This is a genomic window from Amycolatopsis sp. cg9 (assembly GCF_041346945.1).
In the GTDB taxonomy this organism is placed as follows: Bacteria; Actinomycetota; Actinomycetes; order Mycobacteriales; family Pseudonocardiaceae; genus Amycolatopsis.
The window spans coordinates 5,596,250-5,614,550 of record NZ_CP166850.1; the positions used below are offsets into that span (position 1 = coordinate 5,596,250).

An 18,301-nucleotide genomic window follows, 5' to 3' on the forward strand; every position below is an offset into this window, starting at 1 on the left:
GGTGCGGTGGGTCAGCTGTCGTCGGTGGTGTGGCGGGGGTGCTCGCAGCCGGCCGCGTGCCGCGCGTTCGAGGCCTGCCGCATCGACTCGTGGCGGGCGCTGTCCTGCGCGTCGCGGCGGGCCTGCCAGACCGACGGCGTCAGGCGGCGGGTCACCAGCAGTTCGCCGGGTGCGTAGTCGTTGCCGCTGCTGCCGACCTCGAGGCCGGCGGCGCTCAGGATCTTCCGCATCGCCTCGCTCATCGCCGTGTCGATCTCGCGGAACAGCCGTGAGAACGCGGCGGCTTCGGCGCCTTCGCGGTGCGGGTCGTCGCCCCAGGCCTGCTGGCCCAGGTCTGCGAGCACGGTGTGCTCGCGCCACTCGACCAGCACGCCGCGCAGGTCCGGCACATCCACCGACACGAGGGCACCGGCCACACCGACCGGGCGCTCGCCGGGACCGACCGGCAACCCGGCCGCGGCCAGTTCCGCCTGGACGACCCCCAAGAGGGCGTCGAGCCGGTAGCGCAGTTCCGGGTCGTGCCCGGGGGATTCCGCCGTCATGTTCCTCCCCTTTCGAACGGCGGCAGCGTACGCGGTTAACGAGAACCGCCATCTCGTAACACCGCGGTAGCACCGGGGAGCGGTGCCCGAAACGCGGCGCCTCGAACCTCGGAAGCGACCGAGGGAAGGGGAAAGCATGCGCAACGCACGCCTGCAGGTGTCGCCTGAGGTCGGCACCTGGCTCGACCGGCGCAGCAGCAAGGCCGGGGACCGCACGTTCGCGGAGCTGGCCGCGGCGAAACGCGGCACCACCGTCTCCGTCGTCATCCCGGCGCGGAACGAGGAAGCCACCGTCGGCGCGATCGTCGGCGCCATCCGTGACGAGCTCGCGGGCACGCTGGTCGACGAAATCCTCGTCGTCGACAGCCATTCGACCGACGCCACCGCCGAAGTCGCCGCGGCCGCGGGGGCCGACGTCGTCGCGCAGGACGCCGTCTTCCCGGGGCTCGCCGGCCTGCCGGGCAAGGGCGAGGCGCTCTGGAAGGGCGTCGCGGCGACGACCGGCGACCTCGTCGTCTTCGTCGACGGTGACCTGCACGACTTCACCACGGACTACGTCACCGGGCTGCTCGGCCCGCTGCTCACCGACCCGTCCGTGGCCTACGTCAAGGGCTTCTACCACCGCCCGCTCGGCGCCGAAGCCGACGGCGGCGGCCGCGTCACCGAGCTCGTCGCGCGGCCGCTGCTCAACATGTTCTGGCCGGAGCTGGCCGGCTTCGTCCAGCCCCTCGCGGGCGAGTACGCCGGCCGCCGCGAGGTGCTCGAGAGCATCCCGTTCGTGGTGAACTACGGCGTCGAGATCGGGCACCTCATCGACCTGCTCGAGCTGCGCGGCCTCGACGCGCTCGCCCAGGTCGACCTCGGCCACCGCGTCCACCGGCACCAGAGCACGCAGGCGCTGGGCCGGATGTCCGGGCAGATCATGCAGACGCTGTTCGACCGCTTGCAGCGCTACGACCGCCTGGTCACCGCGGTCCCGCCCGCGACGATCCTCGCCCAGTTCCAGCGGGGCTCGTCGGACAGCGGGGTCGAGCGCGAACTCGTCCTGACCGACGTGACCTCGCCGCAGCGCCCGCCGTTGAACAGCCTCGCGCTGCGGCACACGGCGTAGGCCTCAAGCGGGTACGTGTTCCGGCTGCCACCCGGGCGGCCCGAACACGTACCCCGCCCGCTCGCGCCAGGTCCGCGCGCCGCGGAGGTCGCGCAGGATCGAGCCGTACTCGTGGAAGCCGACCCGCAGCAGGTTGTACGTGCCGATGTTGGTCGTCAGCCCGTACGTCGGCCGCTTCCCCTCGGGGACGAAGCTGCCGAACAGCCGATCCCAGATGATCAGGATCCCGCCGTAGTTGGCGTCCAGGTATTCGGCGTCGCTGCCGTGGTGGACGCGGTGGTGCGACGGGGTGTTGAAGACGTACTCGAACCAGCGCGGCAGCTTGCCGACCTTCTCCGTGTGCACGAAGAACTGGTAGACGAGGTCGATCGAGAGGCCGGTCAGGATCATCCACGGCGGGATCCCGCACAGCGCCAGCACCGACCAGAACGGCAGCTGGAAGTACGGGGTCCACTTCTGGCGCAGCGCCGTCGAGAAGTTGTAGTGCTCGCTGGAGTGGTGCACCTGGTGCCCGGCCCACAGCAGCCGCACGCGGTGGCTGGCCCGGTGGTAGGCGTAGAAGACCAGCTCCTGGCCGAGCAGCATGAGCACCCACGTCCACCAGTCGCGCGGGTCGAACTTGACCGGGGCGAGCTCGAACAGCGCGGCGAAGACGACGAGCATCACCAGCCGGAACAGCGCGTTGACCCCGACCGCGACGGTGCCCATCAGCATGCTCGTGCGGGTGTCGGCCGGGCTGTAGCCGATGACGTTGTCGTCGTGCCCGAGCACGTGCACCGCGACGATCTCGATCGCCACGAACAGCACGAACACCGGGATCGCGAACAGCACGGGGTCGCGCAGGTGCGCCAGGAACTCGGCCACGTCGCCTCCTTCTATCTGACCATGCGGTAACTTACCCAAGGGTCACTTTACGCACGGTAGGCTCTCGGGCGTGACGGAGTCAAGGGCGGTCGGGACCAAGGGGATGCCCCGCGAGGAACGCGAGGCCCAGCTCGTCGTGGCCGGCACCGAGGAGTTCGGCCGGGCCGGGTACGCGGGCGCGTCGATGGTCGAGATCGCGCGCCGCGTCGGGGTCACGAAGCCGTTGCTGTACCAGTACTTCGGCTCGAAGGACGGGCTCTACCTGGCCTGCCTGCACCGCGCGGGCGACCGGCTCACCGAGGGCGTCGCGACGACCATGGCGGGCGGCGGCGAGCCCGAGAAGATGCCGCTGAAGGTCCTGGCTGCGATCTTCACGACGTTCGACCACGACCGGTACGCGTGGCGCCTGCTGCGCGACGCGACGGTGCCGGCGACGGGTGACATCGCCGCCGCGGCCGCGGACTACCGGCGCCGCCTCGACGCCTTCGCCCTGCTGGGCGCGACGGAGCTGATGACCTCCCGCGGCCTGGCCGACCCGGCCGACATCGAAGCCATCGCGCAGGTCTGGACCGGTGTGGTCGACTCGCTGATCAGCTGGTGGATCGACCGCCCGGACGAGGACGCGGCGGCGATGACGGTGCGCTGCGCCCGCATCATGGGCGGTTTGTTCGGCTGGTGACCCCGTCCGGCGCGGGCAGCTTGCGCGCGAAGTCGTGCCAGTACGCGGCGGCCGCGCTGCGGTGGCGGATGACCGCGTCGGGTGCGGGTGGCGCGGCCCAGAACTGGAGCAGGTAGTGCTCCGGCCCGGGACCGTCGCCGGCGTCCATGCCCGTCCCGCTGTAGCGGACGCGGTAGTCGCCGGGGGTCAGCTCCAGATCCCACCAGTCCTCGCCGCCCCAGGTCACGAGCCTCGCCGGGCCCGCCACATGGAACGGCGCCTCCACGACGTCCGCCCCGCCCGCGTCCGGCGGCTCGGTCTCGTGCACCTCGGCGGTGAACCCGACCTCCCCGGTGTGCAAGCCGGTGAGCAGGAACAACGTCCCCGCCACGGCGGCGCCGCACAGCCCGTTGCGCTGACCGGCGAAGCACGCCGAAAGATCGCCTTCGAACGGATCGCCGCCCGCGCTGTGGACGTAGATCTGTCCATAGTGGACGGGAACCTCGCCGTGGACCACGGTTCGCATGCCGGTCATCATGGCAGGGGACACCGACAGTTCTCATTTACCCCTTTTGTCCGTTATTCTCGCCACGGAGAGTGGTATTTCCAGATTGCCTTCCCGAACGGCGTAGCGAAACGGGTGCCGTTCGCGATTAATCAGGGAAGCCGTCCCGTCGAGAGGTGCCTGATGCCCGAACCCGCCACTCCCGTCCCGGCCGATCCCCGCCTCGCCGCGCGGTTCACCGAGGACCTGCTCGACGGCTGCCGGGTCCTGGCCAAGGATTACGGCTACCGGCCCGCCCAGTTCGAGCGGATGGTGCGCGAGCACGGCGGGGTCGAGGCGGCCCGCCTGCTGCTGCGCGGCGCCGGGACCGCCGGCGGGTTCACCGTGCTCTGGGAGAAGAACCAGCTCGGCCGCAGCTCGGAGGCGACCATGCTCCGCGCGGAGTACTCGGAGCTGTTCACCTCGGACGAGCTCCTGCTCGCCCGGCGGCGGCTGGAGGAACACGGCTTCGACGTCGACGCGCACCTGCGCGGCCTCGCCGAACAGGCGTGAGGGCGGCAGGGGTGACCGGCGCCGCTCCGGTCACCCCCGCCGCGGCTTCTAGGCGGCCGCGCTGGACTTGCCGCGCAGCACCACACTGGCCGTCGAGGCGCCCTTGATCGCCGTTTCGATCTGGGCCATCGTCGAGGACGACGAGAGGCCGGGGACGGTCGCGGTGTTCAGTGCGTAGAGCGTGAACGCGTACGGGTGGCTGGAGCCGCCCGGGCAGGGACCGAAGTACTTCTGGGCGTTCGCCCCGCTGCCCATCGCCTTCTGCTTCGCGCCGCCCTGGTCCGGCACGCTGTACCCCGCGCCGAGGCCTTCGGGCAGCGACGCCGCCGACGCCGGCACGTCCCAGATCGCCCAGTGCAGCTTGGTGCCGCCGTTCGCGGTGTCGGCGAAGACGATCGCGTAGCCCTTGGCGCCCTGGGCGGCACCCCACGCCAGCGGCGGCGACGGGTCCTGGCCCGCCGTGCCGTCCCCGGCGCAGGTGTACTTGTCCGGGATGGTGGCGTTGTCGGCGAACGCGGAGCTCGTCAGCTTGAAGGCGCCCGGGGTGCTGCCGCCCGGGAACTTCAGCCGCACGATGACGTTGTCCAGCACCGACGGCGTGCCGCCGTTCTTGTCGTTGTTGGTCGAAGTGAGCCACAGCCCGCCGTCCGGGGTCTTCGTGACCGAGCGGAGGCGGCCCCAGCGGCCGGAGAACAGCGTCGACACCGTGCCGATGCCCGTGCCCGCCGCGTTGATCTGCGTGGCGAACATCTGCTGGCCGGTGACGCCGGCGATGTAGATCCAGTCGTTGACGATCTCCAGCCCGCTCGGCCCGGCCTGCGAAGTCGGCCAGGTCTTCTTCGGGGCGATGAAGCCGCTGCAGCTGCCCTGCGTGCCTTCGCAGCTGGGCCAGCCGAAGTTGCCGCCCTTCTGGATCAGGTTGAGCTCGTCCTGGCTGCTCTCGCCGAACTCCGCCGCCCACAGCTGGCCGCGGGAGTCCCAGGCCAGGCCCTGCGGGTTGCGGTGGCCGTAGCTCCAGACGTACCGGGCGTTGCCGCCGGTGGCGTAGAACGGGTTGTCGCTCGGCGCCGAGCCGTCCGGGTTCAGCCGCAGGATCTTCCCGTTGAGGGAGCTCTTGTTCTGCGCGTTGTCGCTGTTCTTCGCGTCGCCGACGGTGGCGTACAGCTTGCCGTCCGGACCGAACTTGATCCGCCCGCCGTTGTGGTAACGGTTCTTCGCGATCCCGGTCAGCACCGGCGTCGACGTCGGGGACAGCGTGGTGCCGTCGTAGGTCATCTTCACGATCCGGTTGTCCCCGGACGCGGTGTGGTAGAGGTAGATCGCGTGGTCGGTCGTCCAGTTCGGCGAGATCGCGAGGCCGAGGAGGCCGCCTTCGCCGCTGGTCGTGACCGCGCCCGGCACCTTGCCCAGCGTGGTCTTCTGGCCGGACGGCGTGACGAGCACGAGCTCGAACCGGTCCCGCTCGGTCACCAGCGCGTTGCCGTTCGGCAGGAAGTCCACCGACCAGCCGAGGTCGACCTTCGCGATGTCCTTGTCGTACTCGGGGATCCCGCCGCCCCCGGTCGCCGCGGTCTTCGCTGTGACGGCGTTGCTCGCGGCCGAGCTGTTGCCGTCGGGGTCGCGTGCCTTGACGGTGAACGTGTACGACGTGTTCGGGGCCAGACCGGTGATCGTCGTGCCCAGCGACGTCGTCGTGGCCACCTTCGCGGTGCCCTGGAAGACGTCGTAGCCCGCGACCGTGCCGCTGTTGTCGGTGGCCGCGTTCCACGCCAGCGAAACGCTGTTCGCGGTGACGCCGGTGGAGCGCAGGTTGCCCGGGACGGAGGGCGGGGTGGTGTCGTCGCTCGGCGGCGTGGTGAAGGTGACCACGTTGCTCTGCTGCGACGGGTTGCCGGCGGCGTCGAACGCGCCGACCGAGATGTCGTAGGCCGTGTTCGGCGTCAGGTTGTCGACGGTCGCGCTCGTCGTCGTCCCGTCCACGGTCTTGAGGATGTTCCCGCCGCGGTTGATCTCGTAGCGGACGACGCCGACGTTGTCGGTCGCGGCGGTCCAGCTGAAGGTCGCCGCGGTCGGCAGGACGTTGCTCGCCTTGAGGTCCGACGGCGGCGACGGCGGCACGCTGTCGGACGGCGCGGTGAAGGTGTCGGTGAGCTTGTCCGCGTTCGGGCCGCCGTTGGCGGTGGTCGCGGTGGTGCGGACCTTGTTGATCCCGGCGGTCAGCTGCACGGTCGCGGTGGCGGTCTTCCACGTCGTCCAGGCGCCGGTGCCGGGGAAGTCGACGGTGCCCTTGTCCCCGCCGTCGACGGTGAGCTTCACCGGCCGGTTGTCGGCGGTTCCGTTGGCGTAGCGGAAGGTCAGGGTGTGCGTGCCCGCCTGGGCGGCGTTCACGGCGTACTCGACGTAGCTGCCTGCGACGTTGTCGAAGTTGACGAACCCGGTGCCGGAGTACCCGGCGTGGTTCGACTCGACGGCGCCTTGGGAGATCACGGCGGATTCGGACTCGTAGTCGGTGTCCGCGGCGAAAGCGCTTACCGGGCTGAGCGCGGTGAGGCCGAGCGCCGCGGCTGCGGTACCGGCCAGTACCACGCGCCACGGTGGACGGGGTGCCACTGGGAGCCTCCTGCGTGGGTCGGGGGACAGGGGGTGACCGGGGCGGGGATGGTTCGGCGGACCACCGGTGTAAATAGTTAGGAAAGTTTCCTATCTATGGGACAGATCACACACCCTCCGGGCGCGGTGTGTCAATACTCGACCCGGTCACTCACCCTTGGTGAACAAGGGTTTCCCGCTGACCGGTGCGCTTTCGCCCTCGGCCGGCTCCGGACGTGGTGAAAGGGTCGTTCATGACGTCCGGGCCGGGGTCAGCTCGCCGCCACCGCGGTCTCGGCGGCCCAGTCGCGGGGCACCAGGAACGAAGCCAGCTCCGCCTCCGCGCTACCCGGCTCCGGCGGGCCGCCGGTTTCCCACCGCGCCAGCGGCGGCAGCGTCAGGAGCACCGCCTCGGCGTCGGCCGCCGGGGTGGGGACGAGGGCGGACTCCACGTACCGGCCGCGGCGGTGCAGCTGCCACTGCCGTTCGCGGTCGCCGTGCTGCAGGTCCTTGCGGCGCCGCACGATCGGGAGGTAGGCGGGCGCGAGGGCGGCGATGCCCGCCGCGGTGAACGCGGCCGCGCGCCGCCAGCCGTCCGGGCCCGGCGGGCGCAGGTGGTCGAACGCGATGCCGCCGATCCCGCGCGGCTCGTCGTGGTGGGGCAGCCGGAACAGGTCGTCGCAGGCGCGCTTCGCCTGCGCGTGGAACGCCGGGTCGAGCGTGTCGCAGCAGGCTTTGAGCGTCCGGTGGAAGTGGGCCGCGTCCTCGGCGAAGCCGTAGCAGGGCAGGAGGTCCGCCGCGCCACCGAACCACCACGACCCCGCGTAGTCGCAGTACCGGAACCGGGCGTGGAACGCCGGGACGTACGGGTTGCGCGGGTGGACCGCGACGGTCAGCCCGACGGTCTCGCCGCCCTCGGCCACGACGACGCAGGCCCGTTCGAAGACGGCACCGTTCTCCAGCAGCCGCGCCCCGCCCGACCGGCCGAAGCGGGCTTCGCCGTCGAGGCGTTCCAGCTCGGCCACGAGCTCACGCTGCCCGGCCCGCACCATCGCCTTGACGGCGTCGCGTCTGTCCCCTGAAGGCATGCCCCCACCCCCGGGGGCAGATTACCAGCGAACGGCGCTCAGCCGGCGATGTCGGCCCGCGCGATCACCTTGGTGATCTTCGCCCGGACGAGGGATTCTTCGGGCACGGCGTTGCGCTTCCCGTACTCCTCGGCCCGCTCGGCGCCCATGTACCGCGCCCCCAGGCGAGTCGCCCACTCGAGCATGTCGTCGAAGTCGTGGGTGAGCCGGGCCTCGGCGGTGAACTGGACGTACGAATACGGCGGCCGCTGGTCGTCGACGGCGAGGGAGATCCGCCCGTCGCGGGCGATGGCCTTCCCCTTCAGCGTCTCGGTGCCGGTGGTGAAGATCAGCTCGTCGCCGTCCGGGCCCTCGTTCAGCAGGAACCAGATCGGCGTCACGATCGGCGCGCCGTTGGCCCTGACCAGGCCCAGCATGCCGGTGCGGGTGCCTTCCGAAGCGAACTGCCACCATTCTGAACGGCTCATCTCACGCATGTGAGCGACGTTAGACCGTCACCCGCGCGTGCGCAGAGGGTGGCCGACTAGCCTGGCCTGCTGTGCGAGACGACGAGACCGGCGGCCCGGGCCTGGCCGACGAGGGGCTGACGCGCCGCCTCAAGGCGCTGGCCTGCACCGCGCCGCTGCACGACCTGGACGCGCGGAAGGCGAAGCTCGACTGGGCCGACGCCACGATCTACCAGATGGCCGAGATCGCGCTGCACACGATCGACCAGGTCACCATCGCGATGGACTTCGACACCGGCGCCGGCCACGACGAGGTCATCGACCGGCTGCTGCCCTTCATCGCGCAGCAGGCGCCGTCGCGGATGCCGGAGGAGCACGTCCGCGTGGCCAAGTGGGTCCTCGACAACCTCATCAACGTCGGCACCACCGAACGCGGCTTCCGGCGCGTCTACGGCTCGATGGGCCCGGGCGGCTACCAGCGCCGCCAGTTCGACTTCAAGCTGCTCGTCGAGCTGGCCGCCCGCGACGGCGAGGTCTACCTCCGGGCCACCGACGAGGCCATCAACGTCCTCGTCGGCGCCCTCGACACCGACGTCGAGTCGGCGCAGATCGCCGCCGAGGTCAAGCTCGAGAACCTCATCAACCGCGGCCGGCTGGCCGACGCGAAGCTCGCCGCCGAGCAGGCCCGCTACCGGACCGTCCAGTACGGCGAGACGCTGCGCGCGAAGCTCGACGCGACCCGCCGCGACGTCCGGTCGGTCGACTGGGAGCGCGAGGTCCCGGAGCTCCTGGACAGCGCGCTCAGCCACATCGAAGCCCGCTTCCGCGCCGAGAACGCCATCCTCAAGAACATCACCACCGCCCGCGACGAGACCGAGGACCTCGACCGCAAGCGCCGCGCCGCCGAGCTCGTCGACATCGTCGGCGACTGCATCCGCCGCCACACCCGCCTGCAGTCCCGGCTCGCCGACGCGGGTGCGGTGTTCCGCGCCGAGCAGGACCGCCAGCAGTTCTCCGGCCCGCCCCAGCGCGCCACCCTCGACCTCTTCGGCCAGCTCCTCGTGCCCACCCTGGGCCTGCCGCTGGCCGACGCCATCGCCCCGGCCGAGCACTTCTTCCACGCCGTCGCCGGGATCACCCCGCCGGTCGTGCCCTCGCTGTCGTCGCTGGTCTCGCTGCTCCTGCGGCCCGCGCCCGAGCGCGACCAGCTGATCGGCGAGGTCCCCGAGCCCGAGCTGATGCCCGCCGAGGTCACCGACAAGTTCGGCGACGACGTCTGGCGCGCCGCCGACGAGCTGCTCGACCTGCCCGAGGTGCCGCGGCGCCTCTCCGGCCTCCTGGAAGAGGCCCGCCGCAGCCGCCAGCCGGGACTCGCCGCCCTGGTCGCGCTGCGCGCCGTGCACGCCTACAGTCCCGGGGTCGGCGCGGCCCGCCGCCAGGGCGACCGCCAGGTGCTGCTCGCCGTCGACGACGGCACCCTCCTGGACGACCCGGACTTCGGCGGCGCCGACCTGCTCCTGTCCACCGCCGCCGTAGAGCGGGCCGACGAAGAAGAGGAAGTCGCGTAATGGCGCTGTCCCACAGCAGCGTGGACGCCGAAGCCGCGGCCCGGCTGGTCGCCTTCGGCATGCGGCCGAAGCAGCTGCCCGCCCGCGACGTCGTCTACGGCGACCTCGTGCGCCGCTACGGCGAGGACAACGCGTTCAAGGCGCTCACCCACGCCGTCGCCGCCGGGCTCGGCCTGATGGTGCTCGAGGTCAACCAGCAGGCCGGCGCGGTGCTGGCGGCCACCGACGAGTCCGTCTTCGAGATCAAGATGGACTCCTACGCCCGCCAGGCCAAGATCCGCGAGCGCCGCGAGACCGAGAAGGTCCTGCACGGCCTGATCCACCTCGCCGCCGCGGCGCTGGGCTACCCGCGCCCGGACGACCTCGCCAACGACACCTACATCGGCCGCGTCAGCGTCGAGCAGGTCGACGCGATGGTCCGCGAAGCCGCCCGCATGCTCGACGAACGCGCCGCGGCGGCCGAAGCCAACAACGACCCCCTCGCCGACGCGCCCGAGCTGGAACAGGCGTGGCGCGCCTACGCCCGCCGCCCGGCCGCGGCCGCCACCAAGGACGGGCGCCTGGCCGCCGACACCACCCGCGGCATGGTCAGCCGCGCCCTGCGCTTCCTCGCCGACCAGGGCTTCCTGGTCCCGGTGAGCGACGAGCAGGGCGGCACCTACCGGACCACGCCGCGCTACCAGATCCAGGTCCGCGAGCTCGCGGCCGACGCCGCCTTCGACGACCTGCTCGCGCTCGACGTCGTCGCCGTCGCTAACGCCGGGGGAACGCTGCGCGCGACCTCGTCGGACACGCTGTAAAAGGGGAGTAGATGTACGAGCTTTCGCGGGTCCGCCTGCATTCGGTGGGCCCGGCGGGTGCCCGCTACCAGGACGTCGTGCTCGACTTCAGCGGCGTCGGCGCCAAGATCACCGCGCCCCAGCAGGACGCGCTGTTCAGCGCCGGCATCCACGCGACCGGGCCGGCCGAGCTGCGCCGCCCGTCGCCGGCGAGCGTGCTGTTCCTGGAGAACGGCGGCGGCAAGTCCGTGCTCATCAAGCTGATCTTCTCGGTCATGCTGCCCGGCCGCCGCCAGGTCGTCGGCACCACGAGCACGAAGGTGCTCGAGAAGTTCGTCGCCGCCAAGGACGTTTCGCACGTCGTGCTGGAGTGGCTGCACGTCGAGAGCGGCCACCGGATCATCACCGGCAAGGTCTCCGAGTGGCGCGGGCACGTCGTGTCCGCCGACTCCGAGAACCTCGTCGACTCCTGGTACTGCTTCCGCCCGACGTCGGCGCTGGGGCTCGATTCCCTGCCGATGACCCAGGACGGCCGGCTGCTCACCATGTCCGGCTTCCACGACAAGCTCACCGCCGCGCAGCTGGCCGAGCCCGAGCTGGAACTGTCCTGGACGCGGCGCCACCACGAGTGGACCGGCCGGCTCGACGGCCTCGGCCTCGACACCGAGCTGTTCCGCTACCAGCGCGCGATGAACGCCGGCGAAGGCGAAGCGGCGGACGCGTTCGCCTTCGGCACCGACGACGCGTTCGTCGAGTTCCTGCTGCGCGCGGTCGTTTCCGAGGACGAGCCGAAGGACCTCGCCGAGGTCGTCGCGACCTACGCGCACAACCTGGCGCAACGCGGGGACCTGTTGTCCGAGCGTGACTTCGTGGCGGGGGCCTTGGAGCTACTCGGGCCGCTGGCCGCCGAAGAAGGCGTCGCCGCGGAGTCGCGGAAGATCGCCGAATCGGCGAAAGCCGACATGGCCGCGCTGGCCGGGCGCGTCGTCGCGCGCAACGAGCTGGAGAACGCGCGGCTGTCCGGGCTCGAAGAGCACGTCACCGAGGTCAAGTCGGCGGAGAAGCTCGCCGAGGGCGACCACCGGCGGCTCGCCGCGGCCGTCACGGAGCTGCGCCGGCTGGTCGCCGTGCTGCGCCTGGACGAAGCCCAGGAAGCCCGCAAGCGCGTCGACGCCGAACTGGCCGCGGCGAAGACCGAGGCCGAGGCCTGGCGCGAGACGGCGACGGTGCTCAACCAGCTGAACGCGGCCCGCAAGGCGAAGGACCTGCGCGAGCTCGTCGGCAGCCGCGAAGAGAAGGCGCGGCCGGCGCTCCAGGCGCGCAACGACGCCGCGTCCGCGCTCGCCCGCGGGTTGCACGCGCTGGCGCAGGACGCCCAGCGCCAGGCGGACAAGGCCGAGGCGCACGCGGGCGCGTTGCGCGCCGAAGCCGAGAAGGCGCAGACCGAACGCGACGAAGCCGCCAACCTCGCGGCCGCCCGCCGGGCCGAGGCACGCGGGCTGACCACGCGGATCACCGAGCTGCGCGAAGAGGTCCAGAACGCCGTCCGCGCCGGGCTGCTGCCGTCGGGCGCCGACGTCGCCGAGGCTTCGCGGACGGCGCGGTCGGCGGCCGAGCAGGCCGCTTCGGAGCTGACCCGGCGCGAACAGGAACTGGACCGCGCCGCGACGGACCTCCAGGCGGCGCAACGGGCCGTCAACGAGGCCCACCAGCTCGCGGGCACCACCCAGGACCGCTTCGAGCGCTCCACCGAGGACCTCGACCGGGCGCACCGCCGCACGGACGCGCTGGCCGCCGAGGGCCGCCTGGTCGAGCTGCTCGGCGCGGACGACGTCGCCCTCGAAAGCGACCTGCCGGTGCTGCTGGAACGGCTGCGCGAGGCGAGCGCGGCCGTCGAGAAGGAGCAGACCGCGCTGCGGATGGAGGAGTCCGCCGACGAGCGGGCCCTCGCGGCGTTGGGGTCGGGCGGGCTGCTGCCGCCGCCCGAAGACGTCCAGGCCGCGCTGGACGCCCTGGAAGAAGCCGGGATCACGGCGTGGTCCGGCTGGCGTTATCTGTCCAAATTGGACTCCGACCGGCGGGCCGAAGTGCTCGAAAGCCTGCCGCAGCTGGTGTCCGGCGTCCTGCTCAACGACGCCGCGCACGTGGACCGCGCCCGCGAAGTGCTCACGAAGCGGCGGCTGCTGCCGTCCGCGACCATCGCCGTCGGCACCACCGAAGCGCTCCTGGCCGAGGCGCCCACCGCGCCCGGCGTCGAGTTTCTCGTGCCGCCGAACCCCGCGATGTACGACGAAGAAGCCGCCGACGCCGAGCGGGAAGCCGTGGCGCGGCGGCACACCGAGCGGCAGCGGCGGCTGGAAGCGTTGTCCGCCAAGCTGTCCGCCGACGGCGCGCTGACGTGGAAGCTCACCACCTGGCGCGAGGACTACCCGCCCGGTGCCGTCGCGACGCTGGCCGAGCAGGCCCAGGCGGCCCGCACCGCGCGGGAGACCGCCCGGACGGCGCTGGCGCAGGCCGACGCGGAATTCGCGCGGCTGAGCGAGAAGGCGGCGTCGCTGCGCGAGCGCGTCCCCGAGCTGCGGGCGGCCGCGGCCGAAGCGGAAGAACGCGCGCGGCGGCTCGGCGAGCTGGGCGCCCGCAGCGCGCGGATCGCGGAGTGGACCGAGGAGGTCGAACGCGCGACCGAGATCGCCGAGCGCGCCGACCTCCAGGCGTCCGACGCGGCGGGCAAGGCCGCGCGGCTGCGCGAGCAGGCGGGGGAGGAGCAGCGCACCGCCGACGGGCACCGCCGGACCGCGACCACCGCGCGGGCGGAGCTGGCCGAGGTGCCGGGCGCGGCCGAAGCGGCCGACGGCCCGGTGCCGTCCGAGCCGGTCGACGCGCTGCGGCGGACGTACCTCTCGGCGTCCGAGTCGTACGCGAAGGTCGAGGTCGGCAGCGACCTGCGGGCCGAGCTGGAGCAGGCCGAGTCGGCCGAAGCGGCCGCGGGCTCGGCGGTCGAGTCGCTCGACGCGGCCGTCCGGGCGCGCGCGGCCGAACTGCTGGAGACGCCCGACGGCTCCGACGCCTCCGCCCGCGCGGCGGCCCTGGCGCGCGCCCGCCGCGTCGTCGACGGGTGCGAAGACGAGCGCACCGAGGCCATCGGGCTCGTCTCGACGCGGCGCGCGGAACTGGACTCGCTGCCGACGCAGACCGGCGCCACGGGGGAGAAGCCGCGCGACATCGAGCACGGCCTGGAGCTGATCGACGCGGCCGGGCTGGAGGCGTCCGCGGCCGCCCGGAAGTGGGAAGAGCTGCAGGAACGCCGGGCGGCGGCCGAAGCGACGCTGGAGTCGGCGCGCACTTCGGCGTCCGGCTTCTCGCTGCTCGCGGAGTCGATGGCGCACCTGGTGACCGACACCGACGCGGCCGCCTACGACGGCGACGTCGACACCGCGCGCGCCCAGCACACCCGCCTGAACGCGACGTTCACCGAGGCGCAGGATGCCGCCGACGCGGGCGACCGGCGGGTGCGCGCGGCCGCGGACCAGCTGGCGCAGTACGCGACCGAGAAGCGGTTCGAGAAGCTGAGCACGCCGGTGCGCCAGCAGGTCATCTCGGTCAAGCGCGACCAGCTCCCGGCGCACGCCGGGGAGTGGGCCGAGGCGCTGCGGCCGCGGCTGCGATCGCTCACCGACGACCTCGCCCAGATCGACCGGCACCGCGGCGGCATCATCACCCGCCTGCAGGGCATGGTCGACGGCGCGCTCCGGACGTTGCGCTCGGCCCAGCGCGTCTCGCGGCTGCCCGACGGCCTCGGCGACTGGTCCGGGCAGGAGTTCCTCCGCATCCGCTTCACCGAGCTGGAGGACAACGCGCTCACCGAGAAGCTCGGCGAGGTCGTCGACGAGGCCGCCGTCGGCAAGACCGCGGACGGCCGCGACGTCAAGCGCGACGGGCTTTCCCTGGTGCTGCGCGGGGTCCGGGCCGCGGCGCCCAAGGGATTCCGCGTCGACATGCTCAAGCCGGACTCGGTGCTGCGGACCGAACGCCAGCGCGTCTCGGAGATCCGGGACGTCTTCTCCGGCGGCCAGCAGCTGACCGCGGCGATCATCCTGTACTGCACGCTGGCGGCGTTGCGCGCGAACAACCGCGGCAAGGTCCGCAACCGGCACTCGGGCGTGCTGTTCCTGGACAACCCGATCGGCCGCGCGTCGGCCGGGTACCTCCTGGAGCTGCAGCGGGCGGTGGCCGAGGCGCTGGGCGTGCAGCTGATCTACACGACGGGCCTGTTCGACGCGGGCGCGCTGTCGGAGTTCCCGCTGATCGTGCGGCTGCGCAACGACGCGGACCTGCGCGCGGGCCGGAAGTACCTGTCCGTCGACGCCACGATCCGCACCTCGCTGGACGACCTGGGCGACCCGGACGGCGTCGCGCGGCTCTCGGCCACGCGGATGTTCACGCGGCCGGCCGAAGAACCCGCGGATTCCGCTGAGGACGAACAGCCGGCGTGACGGGAACATCCGGCGGCGCCCGGTGGTTCCCCCGCGCATGACGAAGCTGGGGCCGCTGGGGGCCACCCACACCGCACTGGACACCGACGCCGCCGTGGCGACCGCGGCCGAGCTGGAGGAACTGGGCTACGCCACGCTGTGGCTGCCCGGCGGGCAGGGCAACAACCTGCCCCGCATCGCCGAGGTGGTCCGCGGGACCTCGCGGGTCCAGGTGGCGAGCGGGATCCTGTCGGTCGACCGGGTGCCGGCCGCCGCGGTCGCCGCGACGTACGCGGACCTGCCCGCCGGCCGGTTCGTCGTCGGCCTCGGCGGGGCGCACGGGGCGCGTCCGCTGGCGGCGCTGAACGACTACCTCGACGAGATCGAGGACGTCGTGCCGCCGGCCGCGCGGATCCTGTCGGCGCTCGGGCCGCGGATGCTCGGGCTGGCGCGCGACCGCGCTTCGGGCGCGTACCCGTACCTGGTCACGACGGACTACGTCGCGTCGGCGCGGGAGATCCTCGGTGCCGGCCCGCAGCTGTCGGTGCTGCTGAACGTGGTGGCGGAGACCGATGTCGCCGCGATGCGGGAAACCGTGCGCGGCGGGTCGCTGAAGTTCCTGGCCGGCGTGCCGGGCTACGCGGCCAACCTCCGGCGGATGGGCTTCTCCGACGCGGACGTCGCGGACCTGTCGGACCGGCTGGTCGACGGCGTCACCGTGTGGGGCGACTTCGACGCGGTCGTGGCGCGGCTGCGGGAGTTCCGGGCCGCGGGGGCGGACCAGGTGGTCGTACCCCTCGCCGAGCTGCCGCGCGAGTGGTGGCCGGAGCTCGTGGCGGCGGTCCGGTGAGCACGGCCCGGGCCCGGGGGCTCTCGCACGCGCCCCCGGCGGAGGTCTCGCTGCAGGACGCGCTGGCCGCGGTCGCCGATCCGGTGCGCCGCAGCATCCTGCGCGAGCTGGCCGCCGTGCCCGAGTGGACGAAGGCGTGCGGCACGTTCGACCTGCCGGTGGCGAAGGCGACCCGCAGCCACCACTTCGCGGTGCTGCGCGCGGCGGGCCTGATCGAGCAGCGCGACGACGGGCCGCGGCGGCTGAACCGGTTGCGGCGTCCCGAATTCGACGCGGCCTTCCCCGGTTTGCTCGACCTGGTGCTCAGTCACCCCGGCCGGTGAACGCCAGTCCGGTGCCGAGGCCGATCATGACGAGGCCGCCGGTGCCGCCGACCAGCTCGAGGCGCTTCGGCGAGCGGGCGAACCAGGCGCGCGCGGTGCCGGCGACCAGCGCCCACGCGCTGTCGGTCGCGAGCGCGATCGCCGGCAGGCAGAGCCCGAGGACCAGCATCTGCGCGGGCACGGACCCGGCCTCGGGGTCGACGAACTGGGGGAGCAGCGCCGCCAGGAACACGATCGACTTCGGGTTCGCGAAGCCGACGACGAAGCCGTCGCGCAGGACGGCGAGCACGCGGCCCGGCGTGGCGCGCACCTTGGCGGCCATCGCGTCGGTCAGCTTCCGCCGGTGCCGGACCGCCTGGACGCCCAGGTAGACGAGGTAGGCGGCACCGGCGATCTTGACCGCGGTGAACACCGCGGCCGACGTCGTCACGAGCGCGCCGAGCCCGAACGCGACCGCGACGACCTGCGTGTACACGCCCGCGGAGTTGCCGAGGACGGTGAGCAGCGCCTCGCGGCGCCCGACGGTGAGCGCGCGGCTGATGGTGAACAGCACGCTCGGCCCGGGGACCACGACCATGAGGAACGTCAGCGCGGCGAACGCCGCCAAGTGCGCACCGGAGACCATGGCGCGAGGCTATCCCGTGGTCGCGGGGACGACCAGGCGTTTTTGTCGGTGCCGGGTGGTAGGAAAACGGGGTGCCTCCGAAGATCAGCACCGAGCAGCGCCGGGCCCGCCTCGCGGTCCGCCACCACCTCGCCGCGCCCGCCCCGACGGTGGCGGACGCGGTGGCGGGGATCGTCGCCCTGCACGCCACCGACCCGGCGACCGTCCACCTGTCGGCGTCGGCCCGCCTCGCGGCACCGGCGGTTTCCGGGGTGGAGCAAGCGCTTTACGACGACCGTTCGCTGCTGCGGCTGCTCGGCATGCGGCGCACGGTGTTCGTGACGGATCTGGAAACGGCGGCGCTCGTGCAGGCCGGGTGCGCCGCGGACATCGTCGTCAAGCAGCGGAAGCTCCTGGAGCAGCACCTCGGGGCGCAGGGGCACCCGGAGAACGTGCCGGAGCCGGCGAAGTGGCTGGCTTCGGTCGAGGCCTCGGTCGAGGCGGCGCTGCGGGCCCGCGGTTCGGCGACGGCGCAGCAGCTGAGCGAGGACGAGCCCCGTCTGCGCCAGCAGCTGCTGATGGCGGCGGGCAAGCCGTACGAAGCGATCGGCAACGTGACGAGCCGGGTGCTGTTCCTGCTGGCGGCGGGCGGCCGCATCGCGCGGGGGAGGCCGCGCGGGAGCTGGCTCAGCACGCAGTACGTCTGGCACCCCCTGGACGAGTGGGTCACCGGCGGCCTGCGCGCATGGGAGCCGGCCGCGGCGCGAGCCGAGCTGGCCCGGCGCTGGCTGCGCGCGTACGGCCCGGCGCCGGTGTCCGACCTGAGGTGGTGGACGGGCTGGACGGCGGGGCAGGCGAAGCAGGCGCTGGCCGCGGTGTCCCCGGTCGAGGTGGACCTCGACGGCGTGCCGGGGATCGCGCTGCCGGCCGACCTGGAGCCGGTGCCGCCACCACCACCGTGGGTGGCGTTCCTGCCGGCGCTGGACCCGACCCCGATGGGCTGGCAGGAGCGCGACTGGTTCCTGGGCCCGCACCGGACAGCGCTGTTCGACCGCAGCGGCAACGTCGGCCCGACGATCTGGTCCTCGGGCCGCGTGGTGGGCGGCTGGGCCCAGCGCCCCTCGGGCGAGATCGCCTGGCGGCTGCTGGAGGACGTGGGCACGGAGGTGACGAGCGCGGTCGAGACCGAGGCGGAGAGGTGCGCGTCCTGGTTCGGCGAGGTGCGAGCGGTGCCGCGGTTCCGGACACCGCTGGAACGGGAGCTGTCGGCTTAGCGCGGAGGGTTGGTGGGGTCGCTCCGTGCTCCGTGCTCCGTGCTCCGTGCTCCGTGCTCCGTGCTCCGTGCTCCGT

16 protein-coding genes are annotated in these 18,301 nt (G+C 72.8%); 9 read left to right on the forward strand and 7 right to left on the reverse strand.

What is annotated here, in order from left to right:
- Positions 1-11: 11 nt before the first annotated feature.
- On the reverse strand, positions 12-542 hold the full coding sequence (locus AB5J73_RS26730) for a hypothetical protein (RefSeq protein ID WP_370961411.1): 531 nt from the start codon (positions 540-542) through the stop codon (positions 12-14).
- Between the two features lie 136 nt (positions 543-678).
- On the opposite strand from AB5J73_RS26730, the gene AB5J73_RS26735 reads away from it, so the two are divergent.
- Complete coding sequence (locus AB5J73_RS26735) at positions 679-1,653, forward strand: glucosyl-3-phosphoglycerate synthase (protein WP_370961412.1); 975 nt, start codon at positions 679-681, stop codon at positions 1,651-1,653.
- Between the two features lie 3 nt (positions 1,654-1,656).
- Here the strand turns inward: AB5J73_RS26735 and AB5J73_RS26740 are convergent, their stop codons facing one another.
- Positions 1,657-2,517, reverse strand: a complete 861-nt coding sequence (locus tag AB5J73_RS26740; protein WP_370961413.1) for a sterol desaturase family protein — start codon at positions 2,515-2,517, stop codon at positions 1,657-1,659.
- A 70-nt stretch (positions 2,518-2,587) separates the two neighbouring features.
- On the opposite strand from AB5J73_RS26740, the gene AB5J73_RS26745 reads away from it, so the two are divergent.
- Complete coding sequence (locus tag AB5J73_RS26745; RefSeq protein WP_370961414.1) at positions 2,588-3,196, forward strand: TetR/AcrR family transcriptional regulator; 609 nt, start codon at positions 2,588-2,590, stop codon at positions 3,194-3,196.
- Here AB5J73_RS26745 and AB5J73_RS26750 read toward each other — a convergent pair.
- Positions 3,171-3,701, reverse strand: a complete 531-nt coding sequence (locus AB5J73_RS26750; protein WP_370961415.1) for a hypothetical protein — start codon at positions 3,699-3,701, stop codon at positions 3,171-3,173. The genes AB5J73_RS26745 and AB5J73_RS26750 overlap by 26 nt on opposite strands.
- A gap of 162 nt (positions 3,702-3,863) precedes the next feature.
- On the opposite strand from AB5J73_RS26750, the gene AB5J73_RS26755 reads away from it, so the two are divergent.
- On the forward strand, positions 3,864-4,232 hold the full coding sequence (locus AB5J73_RS26755; protein ID WP_370961416.1) for a hypothetical protein: 369 nt from the start codon (positions 3,864-3,866) through the stop codon (positions 4,230-4,232).
- A gap of 48 nt (positions 4,233-4,280) precedes the next feature.
- On the opposite strand, the gene AB5J73_RS26760 is transcribed toward AB5J73_RS26755, so the two are convergent.
- The 3 genes from AB5J73_RS26760 to AB5J73_RS26770 all read right to left on the reverse strand — a co-directional run bounded on the left by AB5J73_RS26760 (position 4,281) and on the right by AB5J73_RS26770 (position 8,385).
- A complete protein-coding gene (locus tag AB5J73_RS26760) occupies positions 4,281-6,842 on the reverse strand; it encodes a PQQ-dependent sugar dehydrogenase (RefSeq protein ID WP_370961417.1) in 2,562 nt (853 codons plus the stop codon).
- Between the two features lie 251 nt (positions 6,843-7,093).
- Positions 7,094-7,909, reverse strand: coding sequence for a coproporphyrinogen III oxidase (locus tag AB5J73_RS26765; protein WP_370961418.1), 816 nt, complete (start codon positions 7,907-7,909; stop codon positions 7,094-7,096).
- Positions 7,910-7,947: 38 nt separating this feature from the next.
- Positions 7,948-8,385: a PPOX class F420-dependent oxidoreductase gene (locus tag AB5J73_RS26770; protein WP_370961419.1), complete on the reverse strand. Its 438-nt coding sequence runs from the start codon at positions 8,383-8,385 to the stop codon at positions 7,948-7,950.
- 62 nt (positions 8,386-8,447) lie between these two features.
- Here AB5J73_RS26770 and AB5J73_RS26775 point away from each other — a divergent pair, with 62 nt between their 5' ends.
- Genes AB5J73_RS26775 through AB5J73_RS26795 form a run of 5 tightly spaced genes read left to right on the forward strand, consistent with a single transcriptional unit; the run spans position 8,448 to position 16,347 of the window.
- On the forward strand, positions 8,448-9,923 hold the full coding sequence (locus AB5J73_RS26775) for a hypothetical protein (RefSeq protein ID WP_370961420.1): 1,476 nt from the start codon (positions 8,448-8,450) through the stop codon (positions 9,921-9,923).
- Complete coding sequence (locus AB5J73_RS26780; RefSeq protein ID WP_370961421.1) at positions 9,923-10,723, forward strand: hypothetical protein; 801 nt, start codon at positions 9,923-9,925, stop codon at positions 10,721-10,723. The genes AB5J73_RS26775 and AB5J73_RS26780 overlap by 1 nt, the downstream gene beginning before the upstream one ends.
- Positions 10,724-10,734: 11 nt before the next feature.
- Positions 10,735-15,195, forward strand: a complete 4,461-nt coding sequence (locus AB5J73_RS26785) for a hypothetical protein (RefSeq protein WP_370961422.1) — start codon at positions 10,735-10,737, stop codon at positions 15,193-15,195.
- A gap of 37 nt (positions 15,196-15,232) precedes the next feature.
- Positions 15,233-16,024, forward strand: a complete 792-nt coding sequence (locus tag AB5J73_RS26790; RefSeq protein ID WP_370961423.1) for a TIGR03620 family F420-dependent LLM class oxidoreductase — start codon at positions 15,233-15,235, stop codon at positions 16,022-16,024.
- Positions 16,021-16,347 (forward strand): ArsR/SmtB family transcription factor, encoded by a 327-nt coding sequence (locus AB5J73_RS26795; protein ID WP_370961424.1) that lies wholly within the window; start codon positions 16,021-16,023, stop codon positions 16,345-16,347. Before AB5J73_RS26790 ends, AB5J73_RS26795 begins: the two co-directional genes overlap by 4 nt.
- On the opposite strand, the gene AB5J73_RS26800 is transcribed toward AB5J73_RS26795, so the two are convergent.
- Positions 16,328-16,972, reverse strand: coding sequence for a LysE family translocator (locus tag AB5J73_RS26800; protein WP_370961425.1), 645 nt, complete (start codon positions 16,970-16,972; stop codon positions 16,328-16,330). The two genes, AB5J73_RS26795 and AB5J73_RS26800, sit on opposite strands and share 20 nt — an antisense overlap.
- Before the next feature lie 71 nt (positions 16,973-17,043).
- Between AB5J73_RS26800 and AB5J73_RS26805 the strand changes: the two genes are divergently transcribed.
- On the forward strand, positions 17,044-18,225 hold the full coding sequence (locus tag AB5J73_RS26805) for a winged helix DNA-binding domain-containing protein (protein WP_370961426.1): 1,182 nt from the start codon (positions 17,044-17,046) through the stop codon (positions 18,223-18,225).
- Positions 18,226-18,301 lie beyond the last annotated feature (76 nt).